This is a genomic window from Hoylesella oralis ATCC 33269, assembly GCF_000185145.2.
Taxonomy (GTDB): Bacteria; Bacteroidota; Bacteroidia; order Bacteroidales; family Bacteroidaceae; genus Prevotella; species Prevotella phocaeensis.
In genome coordinates, this window is record NZ_GL833118.1 from 156,564 (window position 1) to 170,764 (window position 14,201).

General features: G+C 44.9%; 11 protein-coding genes and 1 riboswitch. Of the genes, 9 read left to right on the forward strand and 2 right to left on the reverse strand.

Going from position 1 to position 14,201, the window contains the following annotated elements:
* Positions 1-5: 5 nt before the first annotated feature.
* Positions 6-743, reverse strand: a complete 738-nt coding sequence (locus tag HMPREF0663_RS02295; RefSeq protein WP_004368497.1) for a NigD1/NigD2 family lipoprotein — start codon at positions 741-743, stop codon at positions 6-8.
* A gap of 233 nt (positions 744-976) precedes the next feature.
* Between HMPREF0663_RS02295 and HMPREF0663_RS02300 the strand changes: the two genes are divergently transcribed.
* The 3 genes from HMPREF0663_RS02300 (at position 977) to HMPREF0663_RS02310 (ending at position 5,339) form a co-directional block, all read left to right on the forward strand.
* Complete coding sequence (locus HMPREF0663_RS02300; RefSeq protein ID WP_016665536.1) at positions 977-1,582, forward strand: DUF4840 domain-containing protein; 606 nt, start codon at positions 977-979, stop codon at positions 1,580-1,582.
* Between the two features lie 203 nt (positions 1,583-1,785).
* Positions 1,786-2,487, forward strand: a complete 702-nt coding sequence (locus HMPREF0663_RS02305; RefSeq protein WP_231375180.1) for a porin family protein — start codon at positions 1,786-1,788, stop codon at positions 2,485-2,487.
* Between the two features lie 377 nt (positions 2,488-2,864).
* Positions 2,865-5,339: a bifunctional UDP-N-acetylmuramoyl-tripeptide:D-alanyl-D-alanine ligase/alanine racemase gene (locus HMPREF0663_RS02310; protein WP_016665537.1), complete on the forward strand. Its 2,475-nt coding sequence runs from the start codon at positions 2,865-2,867 to the stop codon at positions 5,337-5,339.
* A 91-nt stretch (positions 5,340-5,430) separates the two neighbouring features.
* On the opposite strand, the gene HMPREF0663_RS02315 is transcribed toward HMPREF0663_RS02310, so the two are convergent.
* Positions 5,431-6,171 carry a nitroreductase family protein gene (locus tag HMPREF0663_RS02315; protein ID WP_004368501.1) on the reverse strand — a complete coding sequence of 247 codons (741 nt, stop codon included), beginning with the start codon at positions 6,169-6,171 and terminating at the stop codon, positions 5,431-5,433.
* 172 nt (positions 6,172-6,343) lie between these two features.
* Between HMPREF0663_RS02315 and HMPREF0663_RS02320 the strand changes: the two genes are divergently transcribed.
* The 6 genes from HMPREF0663_RS02320 (at position 6,344) to HMPREF0663_RS02345 (ending at position 14,034) form a co-directional block, all read left to right on the forward strand.
* Positions 6,344-8,932, forward strand: a complete 2,589-nt coding sequence (locus tag HMPREF0663_RS02320) for an adenosylcobalamin-dependent ribonucleoside-diphosphate reductase (protein ID WP_004368502.1) — start codon at positions 6,344-6,346, stop codon at positions 8,930-8,932.
* A 6-nt stretch (positions 8,933-8,938) separates the two neighbouring features.
* Positions 8,939-9,319, forward strand: a complete 381-nt coding sequence (folB, locus tag HMPREF0663_RS02325) for a dihydroneopterin aldolase (RefSeq protein ID WP_004368503.1) — start codon at positions 8,939-8,941, stop codon at positions 9,317-9,319.
* A gap of 44 nt (positions 9,320-9,363) precedes the next feature.
* The gene (locus HMPREF0663_RS02330; RefSeq protein ID WP_004368504.1) at positions 9,364-10,554 is read left to right on the forward strand and encodes an N-acetylmuramoyl-L-alanine amidase family protein; all 1,191 of its coding nucleotides are present in this window, start codon (positions 9,364-9,366) and stop codon (positions 10,552-10,554) included.
* A 6-nt stretch (positions 10,555-10,560) separates the two neighbouring features.
* Positions 10,561-11,460 carry an MlaD family protein gene (locus HMPREF0663_RS02335; protein ID WP_004368505.1) on the forward strand — a complete coding sequence of 300 codons (900 nt, stop codon included), beginning with the start codon at positions 10,561-10,563 and terminating at the stop codon, positions 11,458-11,460.
* A 468-nt stretch (positions 11,461-11,928) separates the two neighbouring features.
* Positions 11,929-13,338: a chromosomal replication initiator protein DnaA gene (gene dnaA, locus HMPREF0663_RS02340; protein ID WP_004368506.1), complete on the forward strand. Its 1,410-nt coding sequence runs from the start codon at positions 11,929-11,931 to the stop codon at positions 13,336-13,338.
* A 201-nt stretch (positions 13,339-13,539) separates the two neighbouring features.
* On the forward strand, positions 13,540-14,034 hold the full coding sequence (locus HMPREF0663_RS02345) for a hypothetical protein (protein WP_004368507.1): 495 nt from the start codon (positions 13,540-13,542) through the stop codon (positions 14,032-14,034).
* Between the two features lie 58 nt (positions 14,035-14,092).
* A riboswitch (TPP riboswitch) is annotated at positions 14,093-14,190 on the forward strand.
* Positions 14,191-14,201 lie beyond the last annotated feature (11 nt).

Consider the following 14,201-nt stretch of genomic DNA (forward strand, 5'->3'; position numbering starts at 1 on the left):
CGTTTTTAGTTGACGTATTTTATCAGCGTACCGAATGCAATGTTTGCCGATGAATTAGTGGCCTTACGTGTGCAGTATTTGAACTTTGCCGTCTTCTTTCCGCTATATGCATTCCACTCAAGAGTAAGGTCTACCGTTTTTCCATGCGTATCGGGAAGGTCGTTGAGACGGAATGCAACGATGGCATCTCCTACAGCTCCCCAGCGATCACCTTGTGCATTGTGGTAGAAGGTTACCTTGTAAGGCTCTTTATTGCTACCGGTTGCCACCAGATTAACTATGTGGCGGCTGCCGTTGCTCCAACGTGTACGGAAGCGAAGTGTAAGGTATCCGTCTTCTGCAATGGTCACCCAATCGTTCACGATCTCCACCGGATCGACTCCGTAGGTACTTGTATTCTTATCGCCCAGTGTAACTGCCATTCGTTTAGTTAGGATACTGTCTATCCAGTTGATATTAACAGCACGGCCAGAATGCATTGTAGGACGGTCAACCATAGTGTAATTTACCAGTGCACGCACCTCCTTTTTGCCGAAGGGCGATGCTTTCATATTGGCAGGCAGCAGTGTTGTCGAGTCATTTAGTTGCATGTAAAACGACGAGTTGTCGCTGTTGGGCTTCACGGTGACAAGGGCTGTTGGGTAAAGACGACTGTAATCGTTGTCATCGTCGGAGCATGATTGAAGACCGAAAGCACCGGCTATCAGCGCAAGAGCTAAGGTCCATAACGTTAATTTTTTCATAATTTCTTCGGTTTAAATGTTGTCTTTGCCCATTTAAATTACAATATTACGAAAACTTGCATCAAGAATATGCCTTTTTTTCTTAAAATATTTTAAAGTAAGGTCTATCGCCCGAGTTTGAAAGTTGGTATATCTGATTATGATTTATTAACATAATAAGGATGCAAGTTTTACGAAATACCCCATTTATAGGACAAAAGCAATTAATCGTTATAACTCAAAAAACAAAGACAATGAAAACATTTAAGATTTTTACAGTAGCATTATTAGGTTTAGTAACAATGGCTTTTACGGCTTGTAACAGCGATGATAATTCTTACAAGCAGCTTACCAAAGAGGAGATTGCGCAGTGCCTGCTTACGGTAAAGGGCAGTTATGAGGGTAATCTGATCTATAAAAGCGAGAACAAAAAGAACCCTAAAGATATGACAGATACAGTTGCCGTAAAGTGGACTATTACCAACGACAGCACGTTAACGATTAGTAAATTCCCGTCGAAAGTACTGGCTTTCAACGTTACCGATGCGGAATTGAAGAAGGCTTTGGAGGAGGCAGCAGACCAAGACATGACATGTCGTATCGGTTTCATTAAGACCTCGCCGGTTACTTTCTTGGTTAATCCTGTAACACCCAGTTTCGATTTGACCTACGGAGGTAAGAAACATAAGGTGCAGGTTGCCTTTGCTGTTAACAACTTCTCATCGTATGGCGTATACAACGCTACCAAAAAAGTGCTCGGTATGCAGATTGTAGAAGGGCTGATAGGTGTAGACGGCACTCGTACAAATTATCTCAAGCAGGTGGTTCCGTTCGTTCTACAATCGACAAAGAAGATATAAAGATTCAGTATGACACTTATTTCTGACGAACATAAACAGTAATTAATAATCATTCAATTCGACTTTAGTTTATGTAGAAATGAAGCGCAGTGGACGTTGATGTCCGTTGCGCTTTTTCCATATAAGATAAACGTCTCTTTTCGAAAATGAGCAGAATTATAATAAAATGCGTAAAAAACCGTTTTAAAGTAAAACAGTATCACATGAAAAAGTATATTTTTGCAACCTTATTATATTTGGTTTCTTTGGATAGTCTTGCACAGAGCCTCGCCGGAACGTTCTCTCTGATACCCCGTCTCGGCGTAAATGTTTCCACTTTATCGGGCAATTCGTATTACTACGTGGCGAGTTCGTCGGAGCAAGGAATAGAGGATAAACCCGTTATGAAGGGAAGTTTTACTGGCGGAGTAGACCTGATGTATCAGTTTACCGATGTGCTCGGCGGTTCCATAGGTGTATTCTATTCCCTGCAGGGGTGCCGTTATAAGGATCATGAAGAATATTACGACAACGCTAAATTGCTTCATGGCGTGCGTAGGAATGTAGTGAACTTGCACTGTTTGAATGTTCCGTTGATGCTGCATGGGTATGTTGCCGAAGGTCTTTCTGTCAATGTAGGCCTGCAGGTGGGCTTCCCGCTCCACGCAAAGTCGAGGCATGAGTGGGAAGAATATACCGTAGATGCTAAAGGGAAGCGTACTTTCAGCGCGGAAGGCGTATTCGATGCCAATGTTACAGGAAACTTCAAGAAAGTGGAATTGGCAGTTCCGATGGGCATATCTTATGAATATATGAACGTTGTTCTTGATGCCCGTTACAATTTGGGCATCACAAATATCGCGAAAGTGGATAACGTTAAGGACAATGGTTTTATGTTCACCGTGGGTTATAAGTTCGACCTGTGATTTTAAAAAGTGAAGGAGAAGGGAGAAAGACTGCAAGGACAATTAAGATATACCTATGGTATAAGCCGGATAGACAGGCAATCTAAGATGCTTAAAATGCCTATGTAAAATACTTAGGCCATACGAGTCTTTACGTTGTGGCATACTCTTCTTTCTTGAGAATGGCACAGGGGAAGGGGATGGCTTGCTTGCATGGCGGCGATGCACCTATAATATATGCTAAAAATAATAGGCGAAAAATAATTCAATCTCTTTGCCGTAAGTGGGAAAAGGAGTATCTTTGCACTCGGTCGGTGGGCTATGAGGCAGCGCGAAATACGGATTTCGTGGCTGTCGGCTGCACCGTCTTGATAAGAGAATTAAATATAATAAGGGCTATGACTTATACTATCGAAAGGGTTGCAACGCTGATCGGAGCGCATCGATACGGCAACAGAGATGCCAATATCGGCTTTCTTTTAACCGACAGTCGTTCGCTTTGTTTCGCAGAAGAAACGTTGTTTTTCGCTTTAAAGACCGATCGCAACGATGGTCAACACTTCATCGGCGACCTGTATCGTCGCGGTGTATTCAATTTTGTGGTAGAACATTTGCCCGATAATTACGACACGCTTTACCCCGATGTCAACTTCCTGAAAGTGGTAAACCCGCTCGGTGCGCTGCAAAGGCTGGCCGAACGCCATCGCGACGAGTTCGATATTCCGGTCGTGGGCATCACGGGCAGCAACGGCAAGACTATGGTGAAAGAGTGGCTCTACCAGCTGCTATCGCCGCAAATGGTCGTTACACGAAGCCCAAGAAGCTATAATTCGCAGATTGGAGTGCCCCTCTCGGTGTGGCTCATGAACGAACTGACGCAGATAGGTGTATTCGAAGCCGGCATCAGTATGCCCGGCGAGATGGCCTCGCTGCGCAGTATCATACAGCCCACCATCGGGGTTCTTACCGGTATAGGTACCGCCCATCAGGAGAACTTTGCCTCGATGGAGGAGAAATGCAGCGAAAAACTCAAGCTATTCCACGACTCTGAAGCCGTTATCTATAATGCCGACGATGATCTGATTGCCCGCTGCATGGAGCAATCCGGCTATAAAGGCCGGCGTATGGGCTGGTCGCAGAAAGACCGGAACGCCCCGCTGTTCGTAAAAACCATAGAAAAGAAAGAAAACACTACCACCGTTACTTATGTATATAATGGTAAAGAAGGGCAGTACTCCATACCGTTTATCGACAGCGCATCGGTTGTAAATTCCATTACCTGCATGGCTGTGAGCCTGTATCTCGGGCTGTCTGCCGACGATTTAGACCGCAGAATGCAGCGGTTGGAACCCGTAGCGATGCGCTTGGAGGTGAAGACCGGTCAGCACGGGTGCACCCTTATCAACGATTCTTATAACTCTGATGTGAAATCACTTGATATAGCTCTCGACTTTATGAACCGCAGACCGGACCACAAGGGGCGCCGACATACACTCATATTGAGTGATATTTACCAAAGCGGAGAGTCGCCCCGTGAGCTGTACAGAGAGGTTTCGACGCTTGTACAAGGCCGTGGAGTGGAGAAATTCATAGGTATCGGCCCCGAAATATCGGCACAGTCGGACGAGATAAAGGTAAGAGAAAAGTTCTTCTTCGAGTCGGTCGACAGCTTTATAAGCAGCGAAGTGTTCCGCTCTCTGCGCGATGAAGTGATCTTATTGAAAGGCTCTCGCAGCTTTGGGTTCGATCTGTTGACCGAGCTTTTGGCCCAAAAGGTGCACGAAACCATACTTGAAGTGAACTTAAATGCCGTTGTAGACAACTTAAACCATTATCGTAGCTTCATGAAACCGACCACCAAACTCGTTTGTATGATAAAGGCAGACGGCTATGGTGCGGGGGCTGTAGAGATAGCAAAGACGCTGCAAGACCACAGAGTGGACTATCTTGCCGTGGCAGTTGCCGATGAAGGCGTTACTTTACGTAAGAACGGAATAACTTCGAACATCATGATAATGAACCCGGAAATGACGGCTTTCAAGACTATGTTCGATTATGATTTGGAACCCGAGGTATATTCGTTCCGGCTGTTGGAGGCGCTTATCAAGGCTGCAGAGAAGGAAGGAGTCGCCGGTTTCCCCGTCCATGTCAAATTGGATACGGGTATGCACCGCTTAGGTTTCGATCCTAATAAGGATATCGACCGACTTATCGCCCGTATGCAGCACCAGAACGCCGTAATTCCGCGCTCTGTATTCTCGCATTTCGTAGGTTCCGACAGCGACAGCTTCGATGAATTTTCGGCACGGCAGTTCGCCCTGTTCGATGAAGGCAGCCGTAAACTGCAGGCTGCATTCCCGCATAAGATACTTAGGCATATAGACAATTCCGCCGGCATAGAGCATTTTCCGGAGCGACAACTTGATATGTGCCGGCTCGGATTGGGGCTTTATGGCATCGATTCGCGCAACAACCATATTATAAATAATGTGTGTACGCTGAAGACAACTATCCTTCAGCTGCGCCACGTGCCGGCAGGAGACACGGTGGGTTATTCGCGTAAGGGTGTTATCGACCGCGACAGTGTGATTGCAGCCATACCTATAGGCTACGCAGACGGGCTGAACCGCAGGCTCGGAAACCGGCGATGCTATTGCTTGGTGGGCGGTAAAAGGGCAGAATACGTAGGCAATATTTGCATGGATGTGACCATGATAGACGTGACAGGTATCGACTGTAAGGAGGGCGACAGTGTGGAAATATTCGGCGACCATCTGCCTGTAACAGTGTTGAGCGATGCTCTCGACACCATTCCATACGAGGTTCTTACATGTATCAGCAACCGTGTAAAGCGGGTGTATTTTCAAGATTAGCCGAAAATTACACCTTATTATATATAATAAGCGTGGCGTTCATGCAATATGAACGCCACGCTTGTTTTTTGCAGGAGCTCCGTGTAAGGTGTTAATCCATGAAACCCTGTCGGCGAAGAGCGGCGAGCAGAGTTTGCGAAAGTGCCTCGTTATCTTTCTTGGTATAACGAATATCGGTGAACACTTGTGCGAGTGTTTCCTTATGATTGATTGCTACAAATTGCCTGTTTTGGGGAAGTTCTTCTTTCGGAGTGTAGAACCGATCGATCATTTCGGGCGAATAATCGTGATAAGTTTCGCTGTGTATGATTGCATTTAATGGCAATCGATCCGATTGGGCGGGCATCTCGTCGGGCCATCCCAAGGTAATTGTTGCAATCGGCATAACCAATTTGGGCAACTTCAGTATGTCTATAATCTTTTCGGGCATATAAACCGTGGTGCCGAGATAGCATAAGCCGAGCCCTTGTTCTTCGGCAATGTTGCAGAAAGTTTGGCAATATAACAGTGTATCAGAGGCCGCATTGACGAATGAAAGGAAATTGCTGTAACCGGGATTTGCCATGCGTTCCTCGGCCCAAAGGGTAGTACGTCGGAAGTCTGCACAGAAAGTAAGCACCACAGGAGCACCCTCTACCATCGGTTGATTGAAATGTATCGGCGATAGTTGACGTTTTTTTTCACGGTCGCGGGTAATGATAACGGAATAAAGTTGCAGGTTTCCCATCGTTTGAGTGTGCTCGGAATCGGCCAAGAGTCGGTGAAGAAGTTCATCGGATACATCCTCTTTAGTGTATTTACGGATGCTTCGTCTGCTTAATAGTGATTTCATTTTTTGATCATTTTATTTCTACAAAGTTAGTAAAAGTTTCCTGTTTTGGCGAACTTCTTAGTATTTTATTTATATAAAATATATGGGAAATAGTTTTAGTATGTGGAAATAAAATCGTAGTTTTGCACACACTGGACTAAAACAAGAACATAATATTTAAGATATACGTATAATGGAAAATCAGAAAACTTACTCTTTTGAGGAGGCGTTTGGCGCTTCGTTGGAATACTTTGGTGGGGATGAGCTCGCTGCACGTGTATGGGTGAACAAATATGCGATGAAAGATAGCTTCGGAAACATATTCGAGAAGTCGCCTGAAGATATGTATTGGCGCATCGCGAACGAGATTGCAAGGATCGAAAAAAAGTATGCCAATCCGCTTAAAGCAAAGGAAATATTCGAACTTTTAGACCATTTTCGGTACATAGTGCCTGCAGGTAGCCCAATGACAGGTATCGGAAACGATCATCAGGTGGCCTCGCTGAGTAACTGTTTCGTAATAGGTCTCGACGGCGATGCCGACTCCTACGGGGCCATTATGCGCATTGATGAGGAGCAAGTTCAGCTGATGAAGCGCCGTGGGGGGGTGGGCCACGACCTGAGTCACATACGTCCGAAAGGCTCACCTGTTAATAACTCGGCTCTTACAAGTACCGGATTGGTGCCTTTTATGGAGAGATATAGCAATTCCACACGCGAAGTAGCGCAAGATGGTCGCCGTGGAGCGTTGATGTTGAGTGTAAGTATCAAGCATCCGGATAGCGAATTATTCATTGATGCTAAGATGACAGAGGGGAAAGTTACGGGAGCTAACGTGTCTGTAAAGATAGACGACGAGTTTATGAATGCCGCTATAAGCGACAAACCTTATACGCAGCAATTCCCTATAGATAGTAAGAACCCTCAGTGTACCAATAGTATATCGGCGAAAAAGCTCTGGGAAAAGATCGTACACAATGCATGGAAGAGCGCCGAACCCGGGGTGTTGTTTTGGGATACCATTATTCGGGAGAGCATACCCGACTGTTATGCCGACCTTGGTTTCCATACCGTAAGCACCAATCCGTGTGGTGAAATCCCATTATGTCCGTATGACAGTTGCCGTCTGTTGTGTATCAACCTCTATTCTTATGTGGTAAATCCGTTTACAAAGGATGCTTATTTCGACTTCGATACCTTTAAGAAGCATGTACAGATAGCACAGCGAATCATGGACGACATCGTGGATCTCGAGCTTGAAAAGATAGACAAGATCATGGAAAAGATAACTATTGATCCGCAAAGCGATGAAGTGAAGGGAGCTGAATACCATCTCTGGGAGAAGATAAAGTACAAAAGTGGGCTTGGAAGGCGTACAGGTGTGGGCATTACAGCGGAAGGCGACATGCTTGCAGCTATGGGATTGCGCTACGGGACACAAGAAGCGACAGACTTCTCCGTAAGTGTTCACCGCGCTTTAGCGTTGGGGGCTTACCGCTCTTCGGTAACGATGGCGAAAGAACGCGGTGCATTCGAGGTTTACGATGCTAAGCGAGAGGAGCGCAATCCGTTTATCCTGCGCTTGAAAGAAGCCGATCCCGAACTTTACAGAGATATGGTGCAATACGGTCGTCGTAACATTGCGTGCCTGACAATTGCACCAACCGGCACCACTTCTCTTATGACACAGACCACAAGCGGCATAGAGCCAGTATTCATGCCCGTATATAAACGCCGCAGAAAAGTGAACCCCAACGACACCGATGTGCACGTTGATTTCGTGGATGAGGTAGGAGATTCGTTCGAAGAATACATCGTTTATCACAAGAAGTTCCTTGAGTGGATGCGGATAAACGGTATCGATTCTACCAAAAAATATACTCAAGAAGAGATCGACGAGCTCGTTGCAAAATCACCATATTATAAAGCTACGGCAAATGATGTGGACTGGTTGATGAAGGTTCGCATGCAAGGAGCCATCCAAAAGTGGGTAGATCACTCCATCAGCGTAACCGTTAACCTGCCCAATGAAGTGGATGAAGCGCTGGTGAACCGCCTGTATGTGGAGGCTTGGAGGAGCGGATGCAAAGGCTGCACCATCTATCGAGACGGAAGTCGCGCAGGGGTTATGATCTCCGTATCGAAGAAAGATAAGAAAAAGAATGAAGATGGAGAGGCGGTAAAAGATAATAATATGGAGCAACTCGGTATGCCCCCGTGCCAACATCCGCAAGTAACAGAGGTGAGACCAAAGGAACTTGCCTGCGATGTGGTACGTTTCCAGAACAACAAAGATAAGTGGGTTGCTTTCGTAGGTCTATTGGATGGCTATCCTTATGAGATATTCACCGGCTTACAGGATGATGAAGAAGGCATCGTATTGCCCAAGACTGTGACCAAAGGAAAGATCATTAAGCAGACTAATGAGGATGGAACACACCGTTATGATTTCCAATTTGAGAATAAAAGAGGCTATAAGACTACCGTTGAAGGGCTGAGCGAGAAGTTCAATCCGGAGTATTGGAACTATGCAAAGCTAATATCCGGCGTGCTTAGATACCGTATGCCGATCGACCATGTGATTAAACTTGTGGGCTCGCTCCAACTGAAAGACGAGAGTATAAATACTTGGAAGAACGGCGTGGAACGTGCTCTGAAGAAGTATATCGTAGACGGTACCGAGGCCAAAGGGCAAAAATGTCCGGTTTGCGGGCACGAAACACTTATCTATCAAGAGGGATGTTTAATCTGTAAAAACTGCGGAGCATCGCGTTGCGGATAGGGTGGAATGAAAGTACATTCAAGTTATATTTATGTTCGAAACCTGCGGTGCCATGCCTATCATGGCGTGATGCCGCAAGAACATGTTATAGGCAACGACTATAGAGTGAATGTCTGTATCGCTTATAACATAGGTGTAGCGATGTTATCCGATATGCTTACCGATACTATCAGTTATGCCTGTGTTTGCGATATCATCAAAATAGAGATGGCGGAAGTCTCTCAATTGCTCGAAAACGTGGCATATAGAATAGGCAGGCACCTGTTCCGACAGTTCCCCAATATAGAAAAAATAGACATAGATATTGCCAAAATCAATCCTCCGATGGGTGCGGATTGCGATTGTGCCGGTGTAGAATTACACTTAATAAATGATAAAACCCTTTAGATAATAACGGTTTTCTCACATTATTTAATTACTTTTGTAACGATATGGGCAGAAAGTCGTTAATTTCTCTGATAACTCTTATTGTATTTGCAACTATGTCTATGGCTGCAAATAAGCGTTTTACCCTTGTTATCGATCCCGGGCACGGCGGGCATGATGCCGGTGCATTGGGTGCGATATCCAAGGAGAAAGAAATCAACCTTACCGTTGCGTTGGCTTTCGGACGATATGTAGAGCGGAATTGTCCTGATGTTAGAGTTATTTATACGCGTAGAAACGACGTGTTTATCCCACTGATGGAGCGGGCAAACATAGCCAATCGCAATAAAGCAGACCTCTTTATCTCCGTTCATACGAACGCTCTGCCGGCAGGAAAGCAGGCACGCGGCTTCGAAACATATACCTTGGGTATGCACCGCGCAAAGGATAATCTCGACGTAGCCATGCGCGAAAACTCCGTTATCTCTATGGAGAAAGGCTATCAGCAGACGTATCAAGGCTTCAATCCCCGATCATCCGAGAGCTATATCATGTTCGAATTCATCCAAGGGAAGAACATGGAAAAGAGCATAGAACTCGCTAAAATGATACAAAGCAATGTGTGTAGCACTGCTAATCGGCCCGATAAAGGCGTGCACCAAGCCGGTTTCCTCGTGTTGCGCGAAACATCTATGCCCAGTTGTCTGATAGAACTCGGCTTCATCACCACGCCGGATGAAGAACGTACACTGAACAACAATGGTCAGGTAGATGCCATTGCAAGGGGCATATACAATGCTTTTATACAGTATAAGAGCAAGCACGACGGCAAGATAGTGGTGCCCTATAAGGCCGAAAAGGCAGAACCTGTCGATATTCCGACCGTGGTTCCGCAACCTTACAAACCGGTAAACGATCCCGAAAAAGTTGTTCCTAACACAGAAGAACAGCCCGTTGAGGCACCGTCTGAGCAGCCTGTAGCCAGCGTACCTGTATTCAAGATACAGATTTTTGCCGTCAGTCGTAAGCTCCGTCCGGACGATGCTCATTTAAAAGGCATTACCGATTACGACAGTTACGAGGAGGGCAACCTGTACAAATATACCTATGGAGCTTCCACAGATTATAACGAAATCAACAATCTTCGCAAGCAGATTGCCGACAAGTTCCCACAAGCGTTTATCGTAGCCTTTAAAGATGGCAGGCGAGTAGATATCAACGAAGCCGTCAAGGAATTCAGATTAAATAAAAAATAGATAACAATGAAGTTTACAAAAGAGATAAAGATAGCCGTCGTTGCCATCGTTGGAATAATCGTACTTTTCTATGGTATGAACTTTCTGAAGGGGCTTACCTTGTTCTCTGAAGACAATATATATTACATAGCCTTTAAAGATATCAGCGGTTTATCGTCGTCCAGTCCTATTTATGCCGATGGATATCAGGTCGGAGTGGTTAAAGGAATAGAGTACGACTATAGCCATAAGAAGGATACAAGGGTTATCATCGGCGTAGACAAAGGCATGCGGATACCCAAGGGCAGTTCGGCCGAGATCGTTAGCGATATGCTCGGTAACGTAAAGGTGAACCTTCTACTTGCCAATAACCCGAGAGAGAGGGTTAATCCGGGTGAGACCATCAACGGCAATATCAATAATGGAGCCTTGGGAAAGCTATCGTCAATGGTGCCTTCAATAGAGAAAATGCTGCCGAAACTCGACTCTATAATGTCGAGTCTCAATATGCTTTTGGCCGATCCGGCTATCGCACAATCGCTTCATAATGTGCAGACCGTAGCCTCGAACCTTACCACTACCACACGACAACTGAATATATTGACGGCCAATCTGAACCATAATGTACCGGTAATGATGAGGAAAGCTAACGGTATACTCGATAACACAGACCGGTTAACAACCAACTTAGCTGCCATAGATGTCGCAGGAACGATGGAACAGGTAAACCATACCATCGCCAACGTGAAGGAACTCACGGCACGCCTGAACAGCAATCAAGGCTCGCTTGGCCTGTTGATGAACGATGCAAGCCTCTATAACAATATGAATTCGGTAATGCGAAATGCCGATTCTCTGATGGTTAACCTGCGTCAGCACCCTAAACGTTATGTTCACTTCTCACTCTTTGGCAGGAAAGACAAATAATCCGTCCCCGATAGGGCTTATATCTGTTTTCTACAGGCGATAGGTCTAAGGGCGAAAGGCCGTATATCTATCTTCGATGGAACTATCGGATAATATCGTTAGGTGGTACTCTTAATTAAAATTAGTCTAAATAGTGGCGCTAATGTTTCACGGCTTCGGGCAAACTGTCCGAAGCCTTTATTTTTATTTGCTTTTCCGCCTTGTTTCAATATGTTTCACTGTTATTTCTCATATCTTTATCAAATGTGCTTTAAATAGCTCGATATCAGGATGTTACAAAATACAAAATCTACTTTTTTGTATACCGTTTGACAGAAACATGTAAAGTCGGTAAAATAAGCACTTTATGCATTTATCATTAAAAATTTATAAATCCGTTTATTTGTTTTATATAAAATTCTTTTTTAATTTTGCACTTACGTTACAATGAAAAATATGTCGGAAGACGTATCTAAAGTCGTTTTATAGATGAAAGTAAGCCCTAATTCCTGTTGGGAAAACGCCCTTGCGCTTATTCGTGAGAACGTTACAGAACAACAATATAGTACATGGTTCAAGCCCATTGTATTCGAATCGTACGACGAAACGAAGAAAACAGTGCTGGTAAAAGTACCGAGTACGTTTGTTTATGAGTATTTGGAAGAGAATTATGTAGACTTACTGAAGAAAGTGCTTGGCCGTGTATTCAGCAAAAACGTGAACCTTGGTTACCGTATAATGGCCGATAAAGAGCATAACATTACGACTGTTGTAGAGGGTGTTGTGGGAGATACCGATCCTAAACCGAAGGCAATCAGCCGAGGAAACCAATCTCCGTCGCTCATGGATGCGGTAAAAATGCAGCCATTAGACTCGCAACTCAACCCTCATCAAACGTTTGCAAACTACATAGAGGGCGACAGTAACAAACTTCCGCGGTCTATCGGACTGTCTATAGCAGAGCATCCGAACACGGCACAATTCAATCCGATGTTCATATACGGCCCGTCTGGCTGCGGTAAAACGCATCTTATCAATGCTATAGGTATGAAAATCCGCGAACATTACCCACGGAAACGGGTGCTATATGTCAGTGCGCGGCTCTTTCAAGTACAGTTTAGCAACGCTACATTGCGAAACAGCGTAAACGATTTTATCAACTTCTACCAAACGATAGACGTTCTAATCGTGGATGATATACAGGAGTGGATTACTGCAGTAAAAACACAGAACACATTCTTCCATATTTTTAATCATCTATTTAAGAACGGTAAGCGTATTATTCTTGCCAGCGATCGCCCTCCGGTAGACCTCGAAGGCATGAACGACCGCCTGCTTACCCGTTTTTCTTGTGGGCTTATTGCCGAATTGGAGCAGCCTAATGTAAAGCTATGTATCGATATCTTGAATAATAAGATACACCGCGACGGGCTGGATATCCCCAAAGAAGTGGTTGAATTTATAGCCTCTTCGGCTAATGGGAGCGTGCGCGATTTGCAGGGAGTGGTTAATTCGTTGCTGGCATACAGCGTGGTTTACAACAGCAGCATCGATATGCGTTTGGCCGAGAGAGTGATTAAACGTGCCGTAAAGATAGACGACAAGCCCCTTACTATCGACGATATTCTCGATTCGGTGTGCAATCATTTCAACGTATCCGCAACGGCCGTCAACAGCAGGAGCCGTAAACACGACCTCGTAGTGGCCCGCCAAGTGTCGATGTATCTTGCACAGAAGTACACTAAAATGCCCGCTTCGCGCATCGGCAAGCTCGTCGGAGGGCGCGATCATTCCACGGTTATCCACAGTTGTTCGCAGGTAGAACAACGGTTGAAGATAGATCGCCTGTTTTCAGACGAGATACAAAGCATCGAAAACTCATTCAAAATCAAGCGGTAGGTTACCTGTTCGGAAAACTTACACATGGCGGATATGCGCGATAAAAGTAGGGTGTATCCGCGATACATATACTGTATAAGGTGGATAAACCACCTATTTATTCTTCCGATTTCATCGAAAGATAATCGCGAAAGCGCATGGTTGTTTTAAAAAGATGTTTTATCTTTGTCTTCGAAACCTTTATATTAAAACCGAAAAACAATGATAAAAGATGCGACAAACACTCTGAACATCAGGCGAAGAGCCTTATTCCGCCTTGCCGTTTTACTGCCGATAATACTTATATCCATAGCTGTTACGGCACAAAAAACGCAAGGGCGTAAGGGTACTTTCATAGTTCCGAACCGTAAATGTGCAGTAGATTTCCTGATTTCAGATATCGAAGCAAAATCTTTAAAACACAATGCAGAGGACGAAGAGGCCTTTTATGTGTCGCAAGATGATGGGATGTATTACTCAGTGGTATCTTGGGAATGCTTGGAAAAGCATCGTATCAAGATCGTCAGAGTGCCCGCAACTTACAAATATGCCAAGTTCCCTGATGGAACAGTTATGCCGTTGAGCGCTGATAACCAGTTCACCATCATGCTCTATATGCCCGGACGAAAGCCCAAGGAGGCCGATACAACGACGATGGAAGATGAGATTAAGGATTATTTCCGCCCCGTCGAGCCTAAGAAAACACAAAGAAAATAAATTAAGTTTTATTTTGTTTCTTCAAGAAAACGCCTTATCTTTGCATCCGACTTGCAAAAGGTAAGTTAAGGGGTGCTGCGATATTTCGCGGCTGAGATCAAACCCTATGACCTGATCCGGGTAATGCCGGCGTAGGAAGGCACACAGTGTGTGAAAAACGAACCTCA

Coding starts and splice junctions, on each gene's coding strand:
- HMPREF0663_RS02305 (WP_231375180.1), top strand. CDS start 1,786: ATGAAAAAGTATATTTTTGCAACCTTATTATATTTGGTTTCTTTGGAT.
- HMPREF0663_RS02295 (WP_004368497.1), bottom strand. CDS start 743: ATGAAAAAATTAACGTTATGGACCTTAGCTCTTGCGCTGATAGCCGGT.
- HMPREF0663_RS02345 (WP_004368507.1), top strand. CDS start 13,540: ATGATAAAAGATGCGACAAACACTCTGAACATCAGGCGAAGAGCCTTA.
- HMPREF0663_RS02300 (WP_016665536.1), top strand. CDS start 977: ATGAAAACATTTAAGATTTTTACAGTAGCATTATTAGGTTTAGTAACA.
- HMPREF0663_RS02310 (WP_016665537.1), top strand. CDS start 2,865: ATGACTTATACTATCGAAAGGGTTGCAACGCTGATCGGAGCGCATCGA.
- HMPREF0663_RS02335 (WP_004368505.1), top strand. CDS start 10,561: ATGAAGTTTACAAAAGAGATAAAGATAGCCGTCGTTGCCATCGTTGGA.
- HMPREF0663_RS02330 (WP_004368504.1), top strand. CDS start 9,364: ATGGGCAGAAAGTCGTTAATTTCTCTGATAACTCTTATTGTATTTGCA.
- HMPREF0663_RS02315 (WP_004368501.1), bottom strand. CDS start 6,171: ATGAAATCACTATTAAGCAGACGAAGCATCCGTAAATACACTAAAGAG.
- HMPREF0663_RS02320 (WP_004368502.1), top strand. CDS start 6,344: ATGGAAAATCAGAAAACTTACTCTTTTGAGGAGGCGTTTGGCGCTTCG.
- folB (WP_004368503.1), top strand. CDS start 8,939: ATGAAAGTACATTCAAGTTATATTTATGTTCGAAACCTGCGGTGCCAT.
- dnaA (WP_004368506.1), top strand. CDS start 11,929: ATGAAAGTAAGCCCTAATTCCTGTTGGGAAAACGCCCTTGCGCTTATT.